The 23,303-nt window shown below is 37.3% G+C and carries 24 protein-coding genes; 3 read left to right on the forward strand and 21 right to left on the reverse strand.

Translation table 11 applies throughout. From position 1 onward, the window contains the following. Nucleotides 1–10 precede the first annotated feature (10 nt). The 3 genes from DHW03_RS14240 to DHW03_RS14250 form a co-directional block, all read right to left on the reverse strand. On the reverse strand, nt 11–646 hold the full coding sequence (locus DHW03_RS14240) for a response regulator transcription factor (RefSeq protein WP_165825425.1): 636 nt from the start codon (nt 644–646) through the stop codon (nt 11–13). Between the two features lie 134 nt (nt 647–780). Further along, nucleotides 781–2,421 (reverse strand): NAD+ synthase, encoded by a 1,641-nt coding sequence (locus DHW03_RS14245; RefSeq protein WP_109926489.1) that lies wholly within the window; start codon nt 2,419–2,421, stop codon nt 781–783. A 36-nt stretch (nt 2,422–2,457) separates the two neighbouring features. Next, on the reverse strand, nt 2,458–3,138 hold the full coding sequence (locus tag DHW03_RS14250) for a porin family protein (protein WP_109926490.1): 681 nt from the start codon (nt 3,136–3,138) through the stop codon (nt 2,458–2,460). Between the two features lie 26 nt (nt 3,139–3,164). Here DHW03_RS14250 and gldB point away from each other — a divergent pair, with 26 nt between their 5' ends. Together gldB and DHW03_RS14260 are read left to right on the forward strand one after the other, a co-directional pair. After that, nucleotides 3,165–4,199, forward strand: a complete 1,035-nt coding sequence (gldB, locus tag DHW03_RS14255) for a gliding motility lipoprotein GldB (protein ID WP_109926491.1) — start codon at nt 3,165–3,167, stop codon at nt 4,197–4,199. 97 nt (nt 4,200–4,296) lie between these two features. Further along, nucleotides 4,297–5,067: a patatin-like phospholipase family protein gene (locus DHW03_RS14260; protein ID WP_109926492.1), complete on the forward strand. Its 771-nt coding sequence runs from the start codon at nt 4,297–4,299 to the stop codon at nt 5,065–5,067. Nucleotides 5,068–5,096: 29 nt separating this feature from the next. On the opposite strand, the gene DHW03_RS14265 is transcribed toward DHW03_RS14260, so the two are convergent. The 7 genes from DHW03_RS14265 to DHW03_RS14295 form a co-directional block, all read right to left on the reverse strand. Further along, nucleotides 5,097–5,813 carry a 2-phosphosulfolactate phosphatase gene (locus DHW03_RS14265; protein ID WP_109926493.1) on the reverse strand — a complete coding sequence of 239 codons (717 nt, stop codon included), beginning with the start codon at nt 5,811–5,813 and terminating at the stop codon, nt 5,097–5,099. A gap of 275 nt (nt 5,814–6,088) precedes the next feature. Further along, on the reverse strand, nt 6,089–7,168 hold the full coding sequence (gcvT, locus tag DHW03_RS14270; RefSeq protein WP_109926494.1) for a glycine cleavage system aminomethyltransferase GcvT: 1,080 nt from the start codon (nt 7,166–7,168) through the stop codon (nt 6,089–6,091). A gap of 277 nt (nt 7,169–7,445) precedes the next feature. Next, the gene (locus tag DHW03_RS14275) at nt 7,446–8,648 is read right to left on the reverse strand and encodes a glycosyltransferase family 4 protein (RefSeq protein ID WP_109926647.1); all 1,203 of its coding nucleotides are present in this window, start codon (nt 8,646–8,648) and stop codon (nt 7,446–7,448) included. Nucleotides 8,649–8,682: 34 nt separating this feature from the next. Continuing rightward, nucleotides 8,683–9,279, reverse strand: a complete 597-nt coding sequence (locus tag DHW03_RS14280) for a ribonuclease HII (RefSeq protein WP_109926495.1) — start codon at nt 9,277–9,279, stop codon at nt 8,683–8,685. 82 nt (nt 9,280–9,361) lie between these two features. Beyond that, nucleotides 9,362–10,504 (reverse strand): ABC transporter permease, encoded by a 1,143-nt coding sequence (locus tag DHW03_RS14285; RefSeq protein ID WP_109926496.1) that lies wholly within the window; start codon nt 10,502–10,504, stop codon nt 9,362–9,364. Next, a complete protein-coding gene (locus DHW03_RS14290; RefSeq protein ID WP_109926497.1) occupies nt 10,504–11,640 on the reverse strand; it encodes a glycosyltransferase family 2 protein in 1,137 nt (378 codons plus the stop codon). The genes DHW03_RS14285 and DHW03_RS14290 overlap by 1 nt, the downstream gene beginning before the upstream one ends. Continuing rightward, the gene (locus tag DHW03_RS14295) at nt 11,618–12,595 is read right to left on the reverse strand and encodes a lysylphosphatidylglycerol synthase transmembrane domain-containing protein (protein ID WP_109926498.1); all 978 of its coding nucleotides are present in this window, start codon (nt 12,593–12,595) and stop codon (nt 11,618–11,620) included. Before DHW03_RS14295 ends, DHW03_RS14290 begins: the two co-directional genes overlap by 23 nt. A 41-nt stretch (nt 12,596–12,636) precedes the next feature. Between DHW03_RS14295 and ruvC the strand changes: the two genes are divergently transcribed. Beyond that, a complete protein-coding gene (gene ruvC, locus DHW03_RS14300) occupies nt 12,637–13,224 on the forward strand; it encodes a crossover junction endodeoxyribonuclease RuvC (protein WP_109926648.1) in 588 nt (195 codons plus the stop codon). 356 nt (nt 13,225–13,580) lie between these two features. Here ruvC and DHW03_RS14305 read toward each other — a convergent pair whose 3' ends face one another. The 11 genes from DHW03_RS14305 to DHW03_RS14360 all read right to left on the reverse strand — a co-directional run bounded on the left by DHW03_RS14305 (nt 13,581) and on the right by DHW03_RS14360 (nt 23,269). Further along, the gene (locus DHW03_RS14305; RefSeq protein WP_109926499.1) at nt 13,581–14,426 is read right to left on the reverse strand and encodes a DUF4349 domain-containing protein; all 846 of its coding nucleotides are present in this window, start codon (nt 14,424–14,426) and stop codon (nt 13,581–13,583) included. 254 nt (nt 14,427–14,680) lie between these two features. Further along, nucleotides 14,681–14,896 carry a hypothetical protein gene (locus DHW03_RS14310; RefSeq protein ID WP_109926500.1) on the reverse strand — a complete coding sequence of 72 codons (216 nt, stop codon included), beginning with the start codon at nt 14,894–14,896 and terminating at the stop codon, nt 14,681–14,683. 60 nt (nt 14,897–14,956) lie between these two features. Next, nucleotides 14,957–15,721: a 5'-nucleotidase, lipoprotein e(P4) family gene (locus DHW03_RS14315; RefSeq protein ID WP_109926501.1), complete on the reverse strand. Its 765-nt coding sequence runs from the start codon at nt 15,719–15,721 to the stop codon at nt 14,957–14,959. Between the two features lie 42 nt (nt 15,722–15,763). After that, complete coding sequence (locus DHW03_RS14320; protein ID WP_109926502.1) at nt 15,764–16,891, reverse strand: ATP-binding protein; 1,128 nt, start codon at nt 16,889–16,891, stop codon at nt 15,764–15,766. A gap of 187 nt (nt 16,892–17,078) precedes the next feature. Beyond that, nucleotides 17,079–17,963 carry an ATP synthase F1 subunit gamma gene (gene atpG, locus DHW03_RS14325; protein ID WP_109926503.1) on the reverse strand — a complete coding sequence of 295 codons (885 nt, stop codon included), beginning with the start codon at nt 17,961–17,963 and terminating at the stop codon, nt 17,079–17,081. 170 nt (nt 17,964–18,133) lie between these two features. After that, complete coding sequence (gene atpA / locus DHW03_RS14330; protein WP_109926504.1) at nt 18,134–19,708, reverse strand: F0F1 ATP synthase subunit alpha; 1,575 nt, start codon at nt 19,706–19,708, stop codon at nt 18,134–18,136. Between the two features lie 209 nt (nt 19,709–19,917). Continuing rightward, nucleotides 19,918–20,457 (reverse strand): ATP synthase F1 subunit delta, encoded by a 540-nt coding sequence (gene atpH, locus DHW03_RS14335; RefSeq protein ID WP_109926505.1) that lies wholly within the window; start codon nt 20,455–20,457, stop codon nt 19,918–19,920. A 79-nt stretch (nt 20,458–20,536) separates the two neighbouring features. Beyond that, the gene (locus DHW03_RS14340) at nt 20,537–21,031 is read right to left on the reverse strand and encodes a F0F1 ATP synthase subunit B (RefSeq protein ID WP_109926506.1); all 495 of its coding nucleotides are present in this window, start codon (nt 21,029–21,031) and stop codon (nt 20,537–20,539) included. 87 nt (nt 21,032–21,118) lie between these two features. Then, nucleotides 21,119–21,334: an ATP synthase F0 subunit C gene (gene atpE, locus DHW03_RS14345; RefSeq protein WP_056087863.1), complete on the reverse strand. Its 216-nt coding sequence runs from the start codon at nt 21,332–21,334 to the stop codon at nt 21,119–21,121. Between the two features lie 41 nt (nt 21,335–21,375). Next, nucleotides 21,376–22,506, reverse strand: a complete 1,131-nt coding sequence (gene atpB / locus DHW03_RS14350) for a F0F1 ATP synthase subunit A (RefSeq protein ID WP_109926507.1) — start codon at nt 22,504–22,506, stop codon at nt 21,376–21,378. 541 nt (nt 22,507–23,047) lie between these two features. Next, entirely contained in the window at nt 23,048–23,269 is a 222-nt protein-coding gene (locus DHW03_RS14360) for an AtpZ/AtpI family protein (protein ID WP_109926508.1), read from the reverse strand. Nucleotides 23,270–23,303: the final 34 nt, after the last annotated feature.

Consider the following 23,303-nt stretch of genomic DNA (forward strand, 5'->3'; position numbering starts at 1 on the left):
TGTCAAGCTCTTATATCAAATCGAAAGCCCTAGCGTATTTTGAAATCTCGAAGGACGATTTGGTATTTAATTTCTCTCTAATATTTCTTCTGTGGGTATCAACCGTTGTTGGAGAAATAAAAAGTTTATCTGCAATTTCGATTGAACTTTTACCCAACGCGATTTCGCGTAAAATGGTTTGTTCTCGCTTACTCAGCTTCGAAAAATTTGCATAGTTATTTCTAAGGAAGTTATTCTCTTCCAATAGTCGATCTGCCTTGGCAGCCATGTGGTGCATGGCATCAACAGGTATGGATGTGGTTACCGTTAATAAAGGATTGCCATCATCATCTCGCATAAAAATCCGAATACTGGATAAATGCCAGCGCCAGTGTGGTGAATCTGGAAACTTAAGTTGCTGATAAAAACTTACCGAAGCCTGATCATTATTGTTTTGCATCAGCGCAGCAATTTTCGGCACATAATCAGCAGCGTCATCGGCATTAAAAAATCGAGCATGGTATTCTTCATTCGTCATCAAATAAAGCTCCTCCGCTGTTATCTTCAACTCGTTTAAGCCACGCTCACTCATAAACACAATCGACCAATCTCGAATATCGTGAAGGATTACCACTCCGGAAACTAGATTAAACGAGGCCTGATGCATAAAAAGCATTTGGCGCACTTTTTCATTGAGATGGTTTGTACAGCTTGAGAGCATGAATAAATGACCTTTAATTTACGCCTAAGTTACTCAAAACTAAGTATCTATAAAATTAACGCATCATCATTTCTTTTGACTTATATCATATATTTCCCTACAATTGGCATCCTTCTTCCCATTCCGAACGCTTTTGGAGATACACGCAATATTGGTGGGGTTTGGTAGCGTTTAAATTCGGCAATGTTAACCATGCGCAAAATCCTTTTAACCAATGTCTCCTCGTAACCTTGTGCAATAATCGCAGCAGTGCCCTGTTTGAGTTCGATATGCTGATACAGAATTTTATCCAAAACATCATACTCAGGAAGCGAATCTGAATCTTTTTGATCTGGCCTTAACTCCGCCGACGGTGGTTTAACGATGGTGTTGATTGGAATAATTTCTCTTTCCTTATTGATGTATTTTGCAAGTTCAAAAACCTGTGTTTTATACACATCGCCAATTACTCCAATTGCTCCGCACATATCTCCATACAGCGTACCATAACCTACCGCACATTCGCTTTTATTTGATGTATTAAGCAAGATATAGCCAAATTTATTGCTCATGGCCATTACTATCGTTCCGCGGATGCGTGCTTGGATATTTTCTTCGGCCAAATTAAATGGCAAACCTTTAAAAGCGTTAGCCAACATATGGTCAAAAGCATCTGCACCTTCCTTTATGGGAATAATTTCATGCATACAGCCAATGTTATTGGCTAAATCCAAGGCATCCTGTACCGAGTGACCGGATGAGAATTTAGAGGGCATTAACACCGCCATTACATTATCTGCACCTAAGGCCTTACAAGCTAAAGCACACACCACGGCAGAATCTATCCCACCAGATAAGCCTAAAACCGCTTTACTAAATCCAGATTTCCGGAAATAATCTTGAATGCCTAAAATTAAGGCATCATGTATTTGCTCGATATCCGTTAACCTTTCTGGATGAGGATATTTATTTCTAACGTTTTCTATCTCATCTAAATCGAAAACCTGAAGATCTTCTGCAAAATACTTGAGCTCGGCTTTCAAAGCGCCTTCTGCATCAAAAACTAAAGAACCACCATCAAAAATAATCTCGGTTTGTGCGCCGATCTGGTTCACATAAAATAGCGGCAAGTGATATTTTTTCGCATTAGCAGACAGCACCTTTATTCGCTCATCATCATGCGTGTAGGAGAAAGGCGATGCGGCAATATTAATCATTAAATCAGGTTGCTCCTTAATCAATTCATCCATCGGACTAGACACATATAATGGATTATCATTAATGTTCCACAAATCCTCGCAGATGGTTAAAGCAATTCTTTTCCCCTTAAAATCAATACATTGAAAGTTGGTAGCAGGTTCGAAATACCTATATTCATCGAAAACATCATAAGTTGGCAATAAGGCCTTTTTTGTAATGGCCTTTACTTTTCCATCGGCTAGAAAATAAGCGGCATTAAATAAGTCCTTCCCCTGTAAAACATCATTTTTAACTGGCAAACCTACAATACAGGCAATATCTTTACAATGCTTTGCAACCTCTTGCGCGGCCTCATTACATAAGGAGATAAATTCATCAAACTCCAAAAAATCTCTCGGTGGATAACCACAAATGGCCAGTTCTGCAAAAACAACCAAATCAGCGCCTTTGGTTTTGGCCAGTGCAATATGCTCGATTATTTTTTTTGTATTGGCCTCAAAGTTTCCGATGTGATAATTGAGTTGTGCAAGCGCTATCTTCATGTTTATTTTTGTGTTATGATGATTGTTCGGATAAGATTAAAAGAATACCCCAAAGTTAAGGGCTAGATAATGATTTTTTACATTTCTATTTTTATCGGTTGTAATATTGGTAAAACCGTTGTTGAAAGTTAAGCCTGCAACAATACTGGTGTTCCCTGAAACATCAAATTCACCACCTCCGCCAATCACCAACCCTGCACGATAGAATTTTGTATAATCTGAGATATTCACACCATCTAGTTTAGTAGAACCGCTCACCGCATCTTGTTTGGCGCTAAGCATAAAAGAATTTGATAAGCCGAATTGGCCATAATACCGTTTACCATCAGCCTTGATTGTTTTTAACTTAATGGTTAAGGGCAGCTCCAAATACTGAATTTTATATTTTAAATCATAAGCCACCGGGATGTTCGGGTTGGCTGCATTGTCTAAACTTTTGATGTAAACTGGGTCTGCTTCGGTGCTTTTGCCATTTATAGTGGTTACGGTTAATGCGGTAGAAAAGCTATAATTTGGCGCGAAATTAAAATCGCCAATTAGGCCATAAGAAAAGCCTAATGATACCCCATTGGTTTTTCCTTGCTCTGGTTTAATCCAGCCAATAGTTGGGGTTGCGGTTAAACCCAATCGGAAGCCGTAGTTGGTTAAGGGTGTGTTTTGTGCCCAAGCGCCAGAACTTAAAAAAGTTAAAATTAAAATGGTCGATATTTTTTTCATGCTTTATGTGATTATATTTGTTGTACATGATGTATAACGTTAAACACAGCCAAATTTATCTATTTTTTCTTTTTGCCATCGTATTTATTTCGTGTAAGCAAAGCAATAGGCCCGATGTGAGCAATATCAAGCTAAACATTAAGATCGAAAGGTTTGATCAACAGCTTTATAAAGGAAAAGGTAAGGACATTTCACAAATCAATAATTTTCTCAGTAAAAACTACGGCTTGTTTTATGATGACTACATTCATAAAATGGTGGGTTCTCCAGAATATAGTAATGAAGAAATAATAGGAATTCTGTACCGGGATCAACCTTATACAGATTTAATGAAAGAGGTTAACGCGGTCTATCCAGATTTAAAAAAACAAGAACAGGACTTAACAGAAACCTTCAAATACATCAAATACTATTATCCCAAAGCGCAGATTCCAAAATTTATATCTTTTGTTTCAGGCTTTTCTTATCAAATGCCGGTTGGCGATGAGTATTTAGGCATAGGCCTAGATATGTTTTTAGGCAAGGATAGCAAGTTTTACCGCGCCATTGTTCAGAGCGTACCCCTCTACCTATCCCGACGTTTTACACCTGATTACATTGTACCCAGAGTTGCAGAAACCTACGCCCATGAAGAACTTTTTCCAGAACCAGATGAAAACCGAACCTTGTTATCAAAAATGGTTTTTCAAGGCAAAATTTTATACTTTTTAGATCAGGTTTTGCCGGAAAGCACTGCAGATTCGATCAAAATAGGTTACACCACAAAACAACTGGATTGGGCTCAAACTTATGAAGGCGATATTTGGGCTTATTTCTTGGAAAATAATGCTTTATATGAAACCGATTATCAAAAAATTCAAGTGTATTTGGCAGAAGGGCCTTTTACACCTGGCTTAGGTGAAGATCGAAATTCTGCACCAAAGTTGGGCGTTTACATGGGTTGGAAAATTGTAAAGAAATATATGGAAAGCCATCCAGAAGTTACATTACAGCAATTAATGACGGAGAATGACGCCCAAAAGATTTTAAATCAATCGAAATATAAACCCAAACAAAAATAGTTTGGCATTAATTGTGACTTGTTTCTATCTTGGAGACAAAACAAAATTAGCGCCTAACAGCGCTAAAAACTAACAGCTAAATCTCAGATTTATATAAATGAAAGTTGGCATCGTATTATCAGGCGGAGGAATTAGGGGAATAGCGCACTTAGGCGTTCTTAAAGCGTTTAGCAATTTGGGCATCACTTTTAGCCACATCAGCGGCACAAGCGCTGGCGCAATTGCGGGTGCATTTTTTGCTGCTGGCATCGATCCGGAAGAAGGCTTGAATATTTTCTTAAAAACTAAACTTTGGCGATTTGTTCGACCGGCAGTTGGCTCACTCGGACTCATTAACATTGAAAATACCGCACTGATACTAAAGGAATATTTCCCAGAAGATACTATTGAAAAACTAAAAATCCCCCTTACAATTGCAGCCGTTAATTTTAGCGAAGGCCGATTAGTCTATTTTACTAGAGGGCCTTTAATTAGAGCCATACATGCCTCTAGCTGCATACCAGGCATCTTTAAGCCCATTATGATTGATGGGCAAATGTACGTAGATGGTGGAATCTTGAACAATTTCCCTGTTGAACCATTAATGAATGAATGCGACTTTATTATTGGCTCATCCTGTAATCATTTAAAGCCTGTTGATAAAATTACGGGCATCACCAATTTGATGGGCAGAGCAGGTATTATGTCTATCAACCACGATATGGAGCGCAAAGCCAAATTCTGTAATGTTATGATTGAGCCAAAAGGACTAGGTGCGATAAGTACTTTTGATATGAAACGTGCCGAAGATATTTATTGGCTCGCACACGAAGAGGCACTGAATGTAATCAAGAATAGTCCAACCATAAGAACGCTGATAACGAAGTGAGTTTTGGATTAGAATTATAAAAAACTGCTCTAGGTGGTTAATCTCACTAATTTCTCTCCTTCTAACACAGGAATTGATTTACAGATGTTTAGCTGTAAGCAAAACTGAACATCTTCTTCTATATTCAGTTCGGCGAGGCGGTGGCTGTGCGATGATTTATGAAGGTATTTTCGTAAATCGTTTTTAGCCAACGCATATAAATCTTGTGCAGCAACGCTAGAATCGTCAAAATGCGCAAAGCTCGTACGCAAGTTTTCTACAACTGCCCCTGCAAATAAGGTATCTTCTAAATTAAACTGATCTTTCCAACCTGCGCATAAAAGCAATACATTTTTATTTTGTGCTTTTAAATATTCGCACAGCGAATCCAGATTTAGGAATGAACCAATTACAACTTGATAAGCATGCTTACGGGCCAAATGAAGCGCCTTTGTTCCATTTGTTGTGGTGAGCACAATGGTTTTACCACCTACTTTTTCTTTGGTGTAAGAAAAAGGCGAATTACCGAAATCATAACCCGAAACAACTTCTCCATTCCGTTCTGCTGCCAATAGGAAGCCCTGATTGGCATAACTCAAACAATCTTCAACTTGAGCAACCGGGATGATGGCCTCTGCCCCATTATCTATACCGTAAGTTATGGATGATGTGGCCCTCAACACATCGATAACCACGACAATACTCTCTGTAATATCGTATAAATGAATTAATGCCGGCGTTAAACAAACTTCTATTCTTTTGGACATTTATTTAGTTTTTTTTCGGAACCTGTGAAATGAGATTGGAGTTCTGAGATGTGAGACTTGAGATCGGAGACTTGAGATTGGAGATGTGAGAATTGAGATGGGCGACTTGAGACTTGCAAGTGCAAAAGATTAGCATAAAAAAGCGATTGGCTCAACCGCTTAACTTCGTCTCACGTCTATCTTCTCAAATCTATCCTCTCACATCTCATGTCTATCGTCCCATATCTCCTGTCTATCCTCTCATATCCCCTGTCTATCCGCTCACATCTCAAATTCTACTTATAAAATGGAAACTTAACAATCTTTGCCTTAATTGGGGTGTTACGGATTAAGATAAAAATTTCAGTTCCTTCTTTAGAAAAATCTTTGGCCACGTAGCCCATCCCAATAGCTTTCTGTAGGGAAGGAGCTTGGGTACCAGAAGTTACCTTTCCGATGATGTTTCCTTCTGCATCGGCAATTTCATAATCATGGCGAGGAATGCCTCTATCAATCATTTCAAAGCCAACCAATTTTTTCTGGATTCCAGCTTCTTTTTGAGCTTGCAATGCCGAGGAGTTTGTAAAAGGCTTGGTAAACTTTGTAATCCAGCCCAAGCCTGCTTCTATCGGAGAGGTAGTATCATCAATATCATTTCCATACAAACAGAAACCCATTTCTAAACGTAACGTATCTCTCGCCCCTAAGCCAATTGGCTTAATATTATAAGCTTTACCAGCTTCAAAAATGGCAGCCCAAATTTGACCTGCATGTTCATTATCAAAATAAATCTCAAAACCACCAGCACCCGTGTAACCTGTTGCTGAAATGATCACATTATCAACACCCGCAAAGGTACCTTTAACGAAAGTGTAATATTCCATCGATGCCAAATCAACATCTGTTAAGGTTTGCAAGGCATCTGCTGCTTTAGGGCCTTGAATGGCTAAAAGGGATGTTTTATCAGAAATATTGTGCATCTCTACACCCTTATCATTAAACTGACTAATCCAATTCCAATCTTTTTCTATGTTTGATGCATTTACAACCAACATATAGGCTTTTTCATTAATCCGATATACCAAAAGGTCATCAACAATGCCACCGTCTTGATTTGGCAAGCAAGAGTATTGCACTTTTCCATCATACAGCTTTGAAGCATCGTTACTGGTTACACGCTGAATTAGATCTAAAGCATTTTCGCCCTTCAAAATAAATTCGCCCATGTGGCTCACATCAAAAACACCAACACCATTACGAACTGTTGCATGTTCTGCGTTTATACCTTCGTAAGTTACAGGCATATTATAGCCTGCAAATGGAACCATTTTAGCGCCTAAAGCGATGTGTTTATTCGTTAATGCTGTGTTTTTCATCCTTGTTTTTCTTGCGGGCAAAAGTACTAAGAAAAAGGTAATTTTCGGTCTAAATTTATCAGCGAGAGAACTCTTAAAGGCGAAAAGTTGAGAAATATTCGATTATATTTTTATTAAGATAAAATCTAAATGAAAAACAGTGCATTCCTCCTTTTAATAGCTTTTGTTTTTGAGGGCAAAGGCAACATTAGCCCAATCTAGAATTTCTGCTAAAGATTTGCAATTCTTAACTGGCCATTGGAAGGGAAATTTAACCTGTTTAGATTATAAACCGCGATTAAGCGCTCACCAAGCCCTCGTAAATTTCCAGCATTTTAGCTGTAATTAACTGAATACCGTGATCTTTTTCCACCGTTACTCTGGCGTTATCGCCAATTTCCATCCATTTTTTAGGGTTGATGATACATTGTAAAATTGATCGGTAAAACTCATCTGCAGAATTTGCGATTAAGATATCGTGGCCATGCTTACAATTAATTCCCTCTGCGGCGGTTGTTGTGGCAATAATGCATTTTTTCATCGCCATGCCCTCAATTATTTTTACCCTCATTCCCGTTCCCGAAATTAAAGGAACAATCATGATGGCCTTAGAATTCATAAATTCAATCGCATCAAAAACCTCGCCCTCTACAATTAAGTTATCAGAATCATAATCGAAGAAATGCCGTTGCATGTGCTTGCCAGCAATGTAAAATCTTAAATCCTTATTTAATTTTTCAATATCTGGCCAAATATCATCTAGAAACCACTCCAAACCTTCTTGGTTTGGTCGCCAATCCATTGCACCCAAATGGAAAAGCGTTGGAAAACTGGTTTTACTCTTATCCACTTTATACCTATCCAAATCGATCGCCACGGGAAAAACAGACATCGGTATTTCGCAACCGAACCTTAAAATGCTTTGCCGATCGGGTTCGCTTATGGCAAAAATTTGGTGGAATCGATTAATCTGATCGGTTTCATAAGCCTTCAATCGCTGCGCTAGAAAAGCCAAATACTTTCTTCGGATGAGGAAACTCTCCGAGTGAGAAAGTCGCTCCCATAGGGTAAATTCGATATTATGCGCTCGGTAAATGAGCTTTGCATTACTATTTTCTTTAACCACGTCCAGATAAGGAACCACAAATAAACCCTCAAATTGAATAACATCGAAAACATTTTCACGTAATATATTTTCCAATTGGCGGGCCGCTTCTTCGCTGTAATACCTTGAAACGTTGTAAGATTGGTTGGTGAAAATATTAAAAAACGCCGACCAAACATTTACACTGGTATCGAGTTCATAACTGTGAAAATTGATTTTTTCGAATACTGGATCGTAAATGTCTTCTCTATCTATCCTGCCTTTTATCGGGTTCAAGCTGAACAAAGTAATGTCTGCACCAAGCTGAAGCAAGCCTTTCATGGTATTGTAAACCACAATTGGATAACCACTATTTGGCGGAAAGGGAACCCGCTTAGTAATGAATAGTATTTTCACAATGTTGTGAAAATACAAAAATTTAGGCTTTTATTTAAAACAATTCGAGTTGAGGATCGCGTACGTTGAAAGTTTTGCGATGAAAAGGCGATAATCCAATTTCCATTACGGCCTTACGATGCGCAATTGTTGGATAGCCTTTATTTTGTTGCCAATTATACTGCGGAAATTCTACATGGAGATTCGTCATGTATTCATCACGGTGTGTTTTGGCCAAAATAGATGCTGCGGCAATATTCAGGTATTTTCCATCCCCTTTTATAATGCAACTATGCGGAATTGCCGGGAATGCTTTAAATCGGTTGCCGTCAATAACTAAGTATTGAGGTTGGGTATGCAATTTTTCAATGGCTCGGTGCATAGCCAAAAAAGAGGCATTCAGAATGTTAATTTGATCGATTTCTTCATGATCGCAAGAAGCAACTGCCCAAGCCAGGGCTTGTGTTTCTATAATTGGCCGTAACTCTTCTCGCTGCTGGTGGCTCAGTTGTTTTGAATCGTTTAAACCTTCAAAATTAAAATCTTTAGGCAAAATTACAGCAGCCGCAAAAACAGGCCCAGCAAGGCAACCTCTTCCCGCTTCATCACAGCCAGCTTCTAAAAATTCTTGTTGATAACAGTTTAATAACATCAGCACAAATTTAAATATATATTTGACTTAGTTGAATAGTAAATCGGCAAATTGGTGGATTAGTTAATTGTTAAGAAGGCTATTAAACCGTAACATTCTGTCCTTTAACATCAAAGGCATCTCGTAAACCGATGGCCAAAACATTAAATGCATAAACCGTAAGCATAATGGCTAAGCCAGGTAAAACGGCAAGGTAGGCCGCATCCATAATAATGTAACCATAGTGCTCCTTAATCATACTGCCCCAACTTGGCATAGGCGGTTGGGCCCCAAAGCCAAGAAAACTCAAGCCCGTTTCAAGCAAAATTGCCGACGCAAAATTTGAAGAGGCCACCACCAATATTGGCCCTGCTATATTTGGCAATATGTGTTTAATGATGGTTCTGCTTGTACTGAAACCCAAAGCTCTTGCGGCTTCTACAAATTCTACTTCTTTTAAGGCCATTACCTGCCCCCTTACCAATCTGGCTACATCAACCCATGTAGATAAACCGACAGCAATAAAGATTTGCCAAAAGCCCTTTCCAAGCGCGAAAGAGATGGCGATAACCAAAAGCAACGAAGGTAAGGACCACACTACGTTCATAAACCAACTGATTGCGGCATCTACCCGTCCGCCAAAGTAACCCGCAATTGCGCCCAAGCTTACCCCAATGAATAATGAAATGAGCACCGCCATTAAACCAACGGATAGAGAAACTCTGATACCTAAAATCAAACGGCTCAACAAATCTCTGCCGTATATATCAGTTCCTAACAGAAAGGTTTGCGAATAAATATTGTTCTTTTCAAAAATGTCTTTTTGTGTTTCAGATTTCGATGGCAATACGCAACTCGGACAAAGTTCTTTAAGTTCGTACTTACTTTCTTCGGCCTTCTCGTCTTCACCAATATATTCCGTAACCAGAACACGATTGTTTTCAAGTTTGTATGAAGTAATTGGAACACTTTTAAAGTTGGGTTTCTGCCCGTTGAGCATCCGCTCAAAGAAACCTACCTTTTTGATATGATCGTAGCGTTCAATAATCAGAAACTTAAACTTTGCACCTGGTTTCAACTTCGCAATTTGAACGCGTTGAACGTTTGCATTTGGAGAATCATCAGGCATAATTAAATAGCCCAAAACCCCCATTAGCATCAATAGCAAAATAAATATGAGGCCACCAAAAGCAAATTTATTGCGCTTAAACTTTAACCAAACCTTTTTAGATGGGCTATTATCCATTATCTAACCATTCTGCCTTTCCAATTGTATTTCCCACTGTTTCCGGCAATGCCGATATAGACCATATAAAGTATGTGCAACACATTTAAAATAGGGATTAAGATGAGTAAACTTCTACGCTTTGCAAAGCCAGTTACATCGTATAAAAATAAGGTTTCTAAAATCATTTTAACCAATAACTGATAAAATGTGACAGTTAAAAACCCACTAAAAAACAGCCCAGCTATAAAATTACCCAGAATACTCAAATTAAAAATCCAAATTAAAACCCCTAAAACAATTATGGCCTTGTTTTTATACCGAGTACTTTTTGATGCCCACCTTTTCCGCTGCTCAATAAATGCACTTAGATTTTCTTTTGCATGGGTATATACAATTGCTTCTCTATTTTTAAGGAAACCAATTTGATCTGGATATTTTGCTGCGATTTTGTGCAATAGCAATTCATCATCACCAGAAGCTAAATCATCTATCCCCTGAAAGCCACCCACTTCATAAAAGGTCGCTTTCTCATAGGCTAAATTTGCACCATTACAGGTAGAAGGTTGCTTGTTCCCGATGGTAGATGCGCCCAAACCAATTAAGTATAAAAACTCCAACGATTGTAGTCTTTCGAAAAAGCTTTTCTCTTGAAAGTAAGCAACAGGCGAAGAAATCATCTTGAAATCCTTTTCCTCATATAAGCTAACAATTGTGGAAAGCCAATTTACACCCATTCTGCAATCAGCGTCAGTTGTAATAATTAAGTCGCCAATACAAGTTCCGATAGCGGTTTGAATTGCTTTTTTCTTATATGAGTTAAGTGCCCGATCTTCATTTAGCTTGATTAACTTAACCCCTCTATCTGAATAGCTCAGTACAATTTCTGCTGTACAATCTGTAGAATGATCATCGATAATGATAATTTCTGTTAAGCGCTTAGGATATTGTTGAGCGATTAAATCTTCGATGGTTTTGGTAATGTTATTCTCCTCATTTCGGGCAGCAACAATAATCGAAACTTTGGTTTTTGCCTCAGAATTTATCGGTGTGAAATAAATTAATTTATGCCAGCCTCTAATAAAACTTAAGACCAGAATGCCATAAATTAAGGTTAATGCAGCCGATAAAAGACTAATGAGTTTTAGGATTTCCAAAAAAATTAAGTTTAAAAACGAAATAAGTGCCTAATATAGCAGGAATAATAATATTTATCAGCCAAATACTTGCCGTACATGCAATAACCGCCACATGCTGATTGGTTACATGCTTAAACAATTCCACAGCGGTTACACTCCTAACCCCAACGTCAAAAAGATCTAAAGAGGGCAAAGCCGATTGAATTAGAAACAATAAACAGGTCATCATTACAATATCTGCGTACTGCAAACCTGGTACGAGCCAAACAAATAAGATAAAATATTGTGAACTAAAAACCATGTACCTAGCCAAGCAAAAAAGGATGATTTTAAATAGCTCGCCTTTTCTATATCGACCTAAAATGCTATAAAATTTCTTATACTTTCTGGTTAGTTTGAAGGATAATAAAATTCCGTTGAGCCATTGTATGTTGAAGTAGAAGACAATAAAAAACAAACAAAAAGCAGAAGCCAACACAACTACAGCCATAAACATCAAATGATCTATTGGAATAAATCTGTAAATGAAAAAACAGGCTGCAATTGCCCCGAAAACGTTCGTAAGAACGAGTTGACCAATATTGCCAACTGTCATGGCCACAATGCCTACAATGCGCCTCTTGGGTGATAAGAAGAAAACTCGTCCACCGTATTCGCCCAAACGGTTTGGAGTAAAAATGGCCAAGGTTAGGCCACAAAAAACCGATTCAATTGCCCGCCAAAAGCTAATGCGCTCTATATGACTCATCAACCTTTTCCACTTGGCCGCTTCTAAAATCCAGTTCACCAGCATTAAGGAGAAAACCAAACCAATTACAAAAAAAATCTCTGCACCGCCAATATCCTTTAAAAGCCCTTCAAAATTTTGTAGATTTTTGTTTGCTACAATTTTATGATAGATAAACCAAAAAGCAAATAATACAATTGCGGCCTTTATTAGAATGGATAATATTTTTTTGTGCTTACCTGTCAAGATTTTCCTTTTAGTTTGCAAATATGCTTAATATTGCTGTAATGTTGAACGAAAAAAAGGAACGCGTCATTATGGGCATAGATCCAGGCACTGCGGTGATGGGCTATGGCGTAATCTTGGAGAAGGGAAATAAAACAGAGTTAATTAGTTTGGGCGTTGTAAAAATGACTCATCTAGATGATCCATTTTTAAAACTTCAAAGAATTTTCGAAAAGACAGTCGTTCTAATTGATCAATATAAGCCCGATGTTTTGGCTATTGAAGCCCCATTTTATGGAAAAAACATACAGGTACTTTTAAAATTGGGCCGAGCACAAGGCATTGCAATCGCAGCCGCCCTATCTCGCAATATTTCGGTAACCGAATATTCTCCAAGAAAAATTAAACAATCCATTACAGGCAATGGCAACGCCACTAAAGAACAAGTTGCATCGATGTTGCAAAGATTGCTAAACTTTAAAGAAACCCCCGAATTTTTAGATGCTACCGATGGCTTGGCTGTTGCCATGTGCCATTCCTTCCAGAAAATTACCAGTGGTGGGAAATCAAAAACCTACTCCGGTTGGGAATCTTTCGTAAGCGATAATAAGACCAAAGTTAAGGGCTTAACTGTAAAAGCGAAGAAATAGCAACTTAACCCGTAATTTAAATATTGCTGCTTAAAATCAATCAAATAAGGATACCATTTATTGGAAAGCAAATACAGATGCATTTGGGCAAAAGCAGTCCCGCCATTCGCTATAGCCCTTCATTGCATTTCGGGGCTGCCGCTTCTGTCGGGTTTAAGCACGCAGGTTTACTAAAGCAAGGCTCAAAGCCAGAACTTTACATATACAGTTAATGTAATTGCCAAAACATTAGGAGTTAAAACCAAGAAGTGTGCGCGCATAACAAATAAAACTATTGGCATTTTATAAGAAACTCTATGTTTCGAAGAAAATACGAAACATAGAGTCGTACCATTTGTGCTTGCCTATTTGGCCATTTAAGCTTGGCTATGTTTCCGTTTGTAAACCTTAAAACCTATAAAAGCCATAAGCCCCAATAAAATGAGCACCCAAGAACTTGCTAAAAACAATACAACTTCTTGAAACATTTGCCAGCCAGAGTTGAGACCCATTCCCAAGCGATTGAAAAAAGCTGGTCGGTTGGCGCTCAAATTATCATTCGCTACGATAACTTTTCTAACCCCTTTATCTTGATAAAAACTAAGCGTTACCGTACTTAACTTACTCTTATCATTGATGTTTAGATTGTCCATTTTCCGATCTACAATTTCATCTTTCATTTGGATCACTTCATTGGCTGATTTTGCATTTTTAGCTGCAATCTGCTTTTCAACATTTAATCCTTCTTCTCTATTTTTTGTTTTTAAGCGATTGCGCAAATATTCTATGCTCTGGTCATCAGCCTGCATTTTCGCACTATCTACTTGCTCAGCAGATTTTGCTAATAAATCGCTAAAAATATTAAGGTAAGTTGGTGGTATTTTGGCAATGATTACGCCTTCTGATTTGAATACTGTGGTTTCTTGCAAAGAGTCGGTTGTGTAAGCAACGCGTTCTCGGTTTAAGATTGTACTTTGGATGGTAGATTCTACGATTGAGCCATCAAGATCGGCTACAATTTTACTAATTTCGAGTTTGGTTTTAACAGCATCTTTAACTTTAAACCGCATATCTGCCGTTTTTATTACCTTTCTGGCCAATTCATTTTGAGCAGTTTCCTGCTCATCATTCGCTGAAACGATGTCTGCTGATTCTGATTTTTTTTCGCTATTGCAGCCAAATAATATGGCACATAAGGCCAAAGCAATAATATTCCTTTTCATGATTTCGTGGTTCTAAAAATGTTATCATTTTAAAATATTGCTTCAAATGGCCATTAGAAGTTAGACGCTTATGGTTAGTTTTTCAACGTCTTATTTCCCCTTTATACAGAAATTTGATTTAGGTAACCCGTTAGCTGAAAGCACATGTCAATAGCCCTTGTAAACCTTGTTTTTCAACAAAAAGCAAGGGGCAAAAAAAAGCCGATTATGAAAATTCACAATCGGCTTTCGATATTTTTTATATGAAGTTTTTCTTATGCGTCTAAAATTTTGAAAACACCTTTGATGCAAATAACCGCACCGATAAATAAGATAATCCAAGAAACTAAAGATAAAACCCAAGAATCAAATGCAAAACGTGCATAAGTACCAACCATGCAAACCAGTACGCCAAAAATCATCATTTTATAAATACCTGGCTGGTTAGCCGTTTTCATGCTTTCTGTATTGTGTTTTAATTCGTTTTCCATAATGAATTTTATTTTATGATGTTGCAAAAGTAATACTTATTGCTGAATATTTATAAATACTTAGTAACTTTTTAACCGTTCTAAACGTTGTTGTGCTTTATCTTTTTCACTTAGCTTTTCGCCTTGATACAAAGGTTTTTCCCAATCGCCATACATTGGGTTGGGCAAAACAATAAATTTAGTTCCAAACAGTGCTTGGTTGCTACCAACTTGTTCAAATGTATTCTTACCATCGCGATAGAAAACGTTGCTAAAATCGCTTAAGTTATCTCCGCAAAGCAATAAGATGTTGTGCGTTTCAGCAATCTTCTGCCGGCGGGGCTCTTTATTAGATGTACCCTTAGCAACTAACAAATGAGCATCATCCGCATACGGGAACCCATAATTTTGAAGATTTTTTAGCGTTGCTGGATAATCCTTTTCATCACGATTGCTCACATAAAAGGTTTCAATTTGTTTGGTTGCTGCAAATTTTAAAAAAGCCAAAGCACCCGGTACCGTATCGGCTTGAGATAGATTGGTCCACTGCGTCCAATCGGTAGGGCTATAACTTAAATCTTTTTTAATTTCATGGCCTTGAAATGGAGAGTTGTCTAAAACGGTTTCATCAATATCAACAATGATGCAATTTGGTTTCTTGCTGGTATTTGCCCATAGCGCTTCCTTAAGGGAAAAGCGAGCGAAATTATAGGCTTGGAAACACAAGGCCCTGTACTCACCAGATGTTTGTTGCCATAGCACAGCATTTGTGTAGTCTCTGGCTGGAGATTGAGCCTGAGCACCAGTTGAGAGCAGCACTAAAACGATAAAAATATATTTTTTCATGATTGGAGAAATAACAGACAAAGACAACAAGCCTACTTTAAACTAAGTTTTTAAAAAAATACCTCTTTCTGCTTTTGATAAAATTAATACTTCTGCTTTTGGGTAAGCCTGTGTAAAGGTAACCGGTATTTTATTTTTACCTTTTTCATTCCATTTAAATTCTACAGCCAAAAGTCGTTGATCGGTTTGTTCGATATAATCTATTTCCTGCTGCTGGGTGGTACGCCAAAAAAAAGTTTGGGCTTCGAGTTGATTTTGTTGCAAATATTTAATCCGCTCTGCAATCATATAATTTTCAAATAAAGCACCAACATCATTCCTATTTGATAAAGAACTAAAGTTTCGGGTAACGGCATTTACTATCCCGGTATCGTAGAAATAGATTTTCTTATTCTTTTTAATTTCATTCCTGACATTACCAGAAAAAGCATGTAGTGTAAAAATAACAAACGATTTTTCCAATAAACTGATATACTTTTCTACTGTTTTTTGATCAGCCTTTACCAACTGAGCCAGTTCAGAAAAGTTAACTTCGCTTCCAATCTGCAAGGCTAAAGCTTTCACAATTTTCTCAAACAGTAAAGGTTTCTTTACCTCTTCCAAAGCAAATAAATCTTTATATAGATAACTATCAGCCAATAATTTTAAGTGCTCTTCTGCGTGTTGAGGGTCATTAATCACTTCGGGATAAGAGCCGTAAATTAAACGCTGTTCTATAAACCTTTCTTCAGTAATAAAATCGGTATGATTAACCAGTTCCGCATACGAAAATGGTAAAAGCATCATTTCATACTTTCTTCCCGTTAAGGGTTCGTTAATTTTATCAGACAACTCAAAAGCCGAAGATCCTGTTGCGATGACCTGAACACTTTTAAATCGATCAACGATAATCTTGATTAATAAACCAACTTCAGAAATCCGCTGTGCCTCATCTATAAAAAGTATTTCATAATCGCCAAGCAATTGTGCAATCTGCGTAGCATTTGGTTTAGCTAAACGCTCCCTTACATCAGCATCATCACCGTTAAGGTACAAAGTCTTTTTATTAACTTCCGCCAATAATTGCTCTACAAAGGTTGTCTTACCCGTTTGTCGAGGGCCAAAAACGATGAAAGCCTTCCCTCTAAAAAGCCGTGCCAAAGCATAGTCAATTTGTTTTCTAACAATCATACCTTTTAATCAACATACAAAAGTATAATAATTCTGGATTACAATCCAATAAAAACATAATAATTTTGGATTAAAATCCAAAATAATCATAATAATTTTGGATTTGAGAATTAGTGAAAAATAAAAAAGCCCATTCTTTGCAGAAATGGGCCTTGATATTTTTAAATCTTTTTAAAGGATTTTGTTATTATCCATTCAATGCGGCTGCACCACTTACAATCTCCGTTAATTCTGTCGTAATCGCGGCCTGGCGGGCTTGGTTATAAGAAAGCTTTAATGCTTTCAATAATTCACCAGCATTTTCAGTTGCTTTATCCATTGATGTCATACGTGCACCATGTTCAGATGCATGAGAATCTAACACAGCTTTATACAATTGAATTTTAACCGATTTAGGAATTAACTGTTCAACAATTTCTTCTTGTGATGGTTCCAAAATGTAATCTACATTGGTTGATTTTGTTTCAACCTTTGTTTCTTCGGCTTTTGGCAATGGCAACAATTGCTCAGAAGTAATAATTTGAACAGCTGCATTTTTAAAACGATTGTAAACTACTTCAACTTTATCAAAATCACCTTTAATAAACCCAGCCATGATGGCATCTGTAATTTTGGTTACATTTTCGAAAGTTAAAGCCGAATAAAGCTCGTTGTTATTACCAATAACTTTATAATTACGTTTTTCGTAAAAATCTTGTGTTTTCTTACCGATAGAAATAATGCTCACATTACCGTTTTTCAACTGTTCGCTATATTTTTCAGCAATTAAATTATTGGCCGCTTTAATTACGTTCATGTTAAAAGCACCAGCCAAACCACGGTTTGATGATACGGTAACAATCAAAACCTTATTCGGTTCACGCTCTTGAATAAAAGGCGACGAAGAACCCTCTAAACTAGCAGATAGATTACCTAAAATCTCTTTCAGTTTAGTTGCATAAGGACGTAAAGCGATAATTGCATTGGTTGCACGCTTCAACTTCGCTGCCGAAACCATTTTCATAGCCTTGGTAATCTGCTGGGTTGATTGTACCGATGCGATTCGGTTTCTTACTTCTTTTAAATTAGCCATTCTTTTTTAGTATCGAGTATTAAGTATCGAGCATAGATTTGGATTTGGGTCCAGACTGCTATTCGAAACTCAGTAACCTGTATCTAATTAGTTTATTTTAGCAGTATCAAGTAACAAGATTGTTTTAAAAAAATTCGTCTTGATACTTGATACTAAAAACTCTATCCTTATTAATATTTACTTGAAATCTCTTTCGCTACTGTATCTAAAACTCCAGTAATGGTATCGTCAAACTTACCAGCTTTTAATGCCGCTAAAGTTTCCGGATGACGCATTTCCAATTGAGTTAAATATTCAGTTTCGAATTCTTTTACCTTATCAACCGGAACGCTACGCATTAAGTTTTTAGTACCTGCATAAACAATAGCAACTTGTTTTTCTACCGTAAACGGTGTAAACTGTGCTTGTTTTAACATTTGTACGTTACGTGCACCTTTATCTAAAACAGATTTAGTTGCTGCATCTAAGTCAGAACCGAATTTAGAGAAAGCCTCTAGCTCACGGTACTGCGCTTGATCTAACTTTAACGTACCTGCTACTTTCTTCATCGATTTAATTTGAGCATTACCACCCACACGTGATACCGAGATACCTACGTTAATTGCCGGACGAATACCTGAGTTGAACAAGTTCGACTCTAAGAAAATCTGACCATCAGTAATCGAAATTACGTTGGTTGGAATATATGCTGAAACGTCTCCCGCTTGGGTTTCGATAATAGGAAGTGCAGTTAACGAACCACCACCTTTAACAATATGACGGATAGATTCTGGCAAATCGTTCATTGCTTTAGCAATATCATCATTTGCATTAATCTTAGCAGCCCTTTCTAACAAACGACTGTGTAAGTAGAAAACGTCTCCTGGATAAGCCTCACGACCTGGTGGACGGCGAAGCAACAACGATACCTCACGGTAAGCAACTGCTTGTTTAGATAAATCATCATAAACAATTAAAGCTGGTTTACCCGTATCGCGGAAAAACTCACCAATTGCAGCACCTGCAAATGGAGCGTAAAACTGCATTGGAGCAGGGTCAGCAGCAGAAGCAGCAACAACAACAGTATATGGTAAAGCGCCATTTTCTTCTAGTGTACGTACAATGTTTGCAACGGTAGAGTTTTTCTGACCGATGGCTACATAAATACAGAACACAGGTTGGCCTGCTTCATAAAATTCTTTTTGATTAATAATAGTATCAATACAAACAGCAGTTTTACCAATTTGACGGTCACCGATAACCAACTCACGTTGACCACGACCAATTGGAATCATTGCATCAATTGCTTTAATACCTGTTTGTAAAGGCTCGTTTACTGGCTGGCGATAAATTACACCTGGCGCTTTACGCTCTAAAGGCATTTCGTAAGTTTCACCTAAAATTGGGCCTTTACCATCTAAAGGTAAACCCAAAGTGTTCACTACGCGGCCAAGCATACCTTCACCAACTTTAATAGAGGCAATTTTTTTGGTACGTTTAATGGTATCACCTTCTTTAATCTCGTCAGAAGCACCTAAAAGTACCACACCAACGTTATCTTCTTCAAGGTTTAATACAATCCCTTGTAATCCATTTGCAAATTCAACCAGCTCTCCCGATTGAACTTTAGTTAAACCGTAAACGCGGGCAATACCGTCGCCCACTTGCAACACGGTACCAACTTCTTCCAGTTCGGTTTCTGATTTAAAGCCCGCCAATTGCTGTCTGATAATTGCCGATACTTCGTCTGGTCTTACCTCTACCATAATTTTAATTATATCTTTTTGTAAATGTAAATCTTGTAGTTCTTTTATTTTTGTCGTCCCGCTTTCTGCTTAAGCTTTTCGCTTTCAGCTTCAAAGGCTATTGCTGCCAATCGGGTTTATATATTTTGGGGCTGTAGTTCTTGGGTTATTTCAGTACCCCTCATAGTTTTAAAACAAAATGAGGATGTATTGATCATCCAGTCCTTTAATTAAGCCGCAAATTCCTTTTTAAGTTTACTCAAACCGCTCGCAATACTAGCATCAAATTGCTTATCACCAACTTTAAGTATAAAACCACCAATTAGTTTATCATCAATTTTCTCATTAACAATAACCTGATTGGCACCTAATTCTCTTTTTACAATATCAACAATTTGATCTTTAGCTGTTGCCCCTAAAGCGGTTGCAGTAGTTACATCAGCAGTAACAATCCCTTTAATTAGATTATATTGTTGTACAAATTGTTTAGCAGTAGCAAATAGAATTGCAGAACGACCTTTGCTAATTACGATTTTGAAAAAGGTGATGGTTAACTTACTTACCTTATCAGCAAAAATACCATTCAAAATACCCGTCTTTTTATCTAAAGGTACAATTGGGTTTTTCAATATCGCTTCTAGCTCAGGGGTTTCGTCAACCACTTTTTCAAACAAAACCATATCATTATAAGAAGATTCTAAAGCGTTGTTTTCAACGGATAAATCTATTAACGATTTGGCATATCTGCTTGCAACTTTAATTTCTGACATAAATTTTAGTTATGCGATGTGAGATTTGAGATATGAAACACCATACTGTGCTCAAGTCTATCATCTCAAATCTAATGTCTTAGTTTAATTCAACGTCTTTTAACAAATTAGCTACCAAAGCCTCTTGTTTTGTTTTATCATCCAATTGGGTACGTAACACACGTTCAGCAATCTCTAATGATAGCGTAGAAACCTGATCTTTAACTTCAGCTAAAGCTGCTTTCTTCTGGTTTTCAATTTCAATCTTAGCTTTTTCGATTAATTTAGAACCCTCTACCTGAGCTTGTTTTTTTGCTTCGTTTAAGATTCCGTCTTTAAGGGTTTTAGCTTCTTTCAAAATCTCATCGCGTTCGGCACGTGCCTGTTGCATTAAGTCTTGATTTTGAGCAGTTAAACGAGCCATTTCTTGTTTTGCCAATTCAGCTTTGTTTAAAGCCTCATCAATACTCTGCTCACGCTCATGTATAGCACCTAAAATAGGCTTCCACGCAAATTTCCTAAGTAATATTAATAAGCAGATGAACGATATTCCGGTCCAAAAAACTAATCCTATGCTTGGGGTTACTAATTCCATTTTATCTAATTTTTAAAATAATCTTTGTTATTAAGGCTGGGTAAATAACCAATCGTTAAATACCCTGCCTAAATTTTTCAGTTTGAATTACTGAGGATTGTTTCCTAATAATGCAACTACTACACCGAATAAAGCAGCACCCTCAATAAGGGCAGCAGCAATAATCATTGCAGTCTGAATTTTTGATGCAGCTTCTGGTTGACGAGCAATACCTTCCATTGCTTTACCACCTACTTGACCGATACCGATACCTGCACCGATTACTGCTAAACCGGCACCAATTGCCGCGATTGAACCTACCATAACTAATTTAATTTATATTAATTGTAAAAAATAGTTTTCTATTAATGATGTTCTTCTACTGCCATACCTATAAAAAGCGCAGTAAGTAATGTAAAAATAAAGGCTTGTAAAAATGCCACCAACAACTCCAACACATCCATAAACAATACGAATGCTACTGAAACTGGAGCAATAGCTAGCGTTTCGAAAATAAATATTAAGGATATTAAACTTAATACGATAATGTGACCAGCAGTAATGTTCGCAAACAAACGAATCATTAAGGCAAATGGTTTAGAAATGATACCGATTAACTCAACAGGAATCATAATCGGATACAACCACCAAGGAACATCTGGTCTAAAAATGTGTTTCCAATAATATTTGTTTCCATTGATATTAACGATAATCATCGTGCCCAAAGCCATCACAAATGTTAAAGCAATATTACCCGTAACATTTGCCCCACCTGGGAAAATTGGGAAAAGACCCAATAAGTTATTAAACCATATAAAGAAAAACACCGTTAACAAATACGGCATAAACTTCGCGTATTTATGACCGATGTTAGGCTTTGCAATATCGTCTCTAACGAAAACGATAATTGGCTCTAAGAAAGACTGTAACCCTTTAGGAGCTCTTCCAACACGCTTTCTGTATGATGCTGCAACAGAAGTAAACACAACAACGATTAAGAAAATTGCTACAAACATTGCAGCAACGTTTTTTGTGATTGAAAAATCCAACACGGCTTTACTAGCGGCTTCATCTACTTGCCCATCAGCACCAACTACTTTGATGTGATCTTCAACCAAACGGTAAGTGTTATATGTGCCCTTATAATCTTCTTCTCCATGATGGAAGTGACCAGATGAGAAAAACTCCAATCCATTTGAGGTATAAAGAATTACTGGAAGCGGCATGGAAACATGTCCCCAGAAATGCCACATGTGCGAATCCGCAATGTGCTCCATAATTACCTTAGTTGGCTCGAATTTTTCTTTACCATGCTCTTCAGTACCATGTTCGCCAGAAACTGCTTCAGCAGTTTTAGCTACGGCACTATCAACAGGAACTACAGCACTATCAACTTGAGCGAAAGCATCAATTTTAACAGATAAAAACGCTATTAAAAGCGTAAAAACAACAATTAGCCTTTTAACTTTCGACACAAAAACTTGGTTACAATCCATTTATTGGCAGATTTTTACTTTAAATTTTGGTGGCGCAAGTTACGTAACAAACAGTAAACTTCAAAGACTGAAAACAATAAATATAAAGAAAAAAAATTTAGCAGAAATATTAGCCCAATTCCCTTCACTTTAATACTGTAAATCAGCACAAAAGCCATACAAAATAACATCTTCACCGCAATAGATCCCATAATGGCCATAATACCTGCTTCTGGGTTCCGTTTTATACCAATATCAACAAGTAAATAAGCAATGTAAGTGATGCCAGCCAAGAAGCCAAACATCAGCCAAAAATTAGGCACAAACAATTGCGAACCAGAAAATATCAGGGGTAAAACAGCAACAATGCCAACTAGGGCACCAATAAAAATGAGGTATAGACTCGTAAATTTGGCCAGATTCAATGGAATAATTTCTTTGCAAATAAAAACTTCTGCAAAGATAGGATTTTAGGGCGATAAGCCCCGTGCTAATCTGAAATTGTTTGATTGATAGATTGTTGGCAATTAACGATTACAGTTCGTAACTGAAAAAGTAAAAATTACCTTGTCGCCTGGCGAATGGCTTGGTACAGAGCAATCCCAACACCAACCAATGCAAAAAGTGCTGTAATTAAATTAGTTTTACTATTTCTATGCTGATCTATTTTATAGCCTATCAAGGTTAACAATCCAATAGTGGCAATCATTTGAAAGCCAATAGCCGAATATTTAGCCGCTGCATTTATCTTTCTTCCGGAATTTTCTTCTTTCTTATTTTCCATTTTTTAATGCAATAATTAAATTAACTTTGGATAA

It is taken from the genome of Pedobacter yonginensis (assembly GCF_003173595.1).
Taxonomy (GTDB): domain Bacteria; phylum Bacteroidota; class Bacteroidia; order Sphingobacteriales; family Sphingobacteriaceae; genus Pedobacter; species Pedobacter yonginense.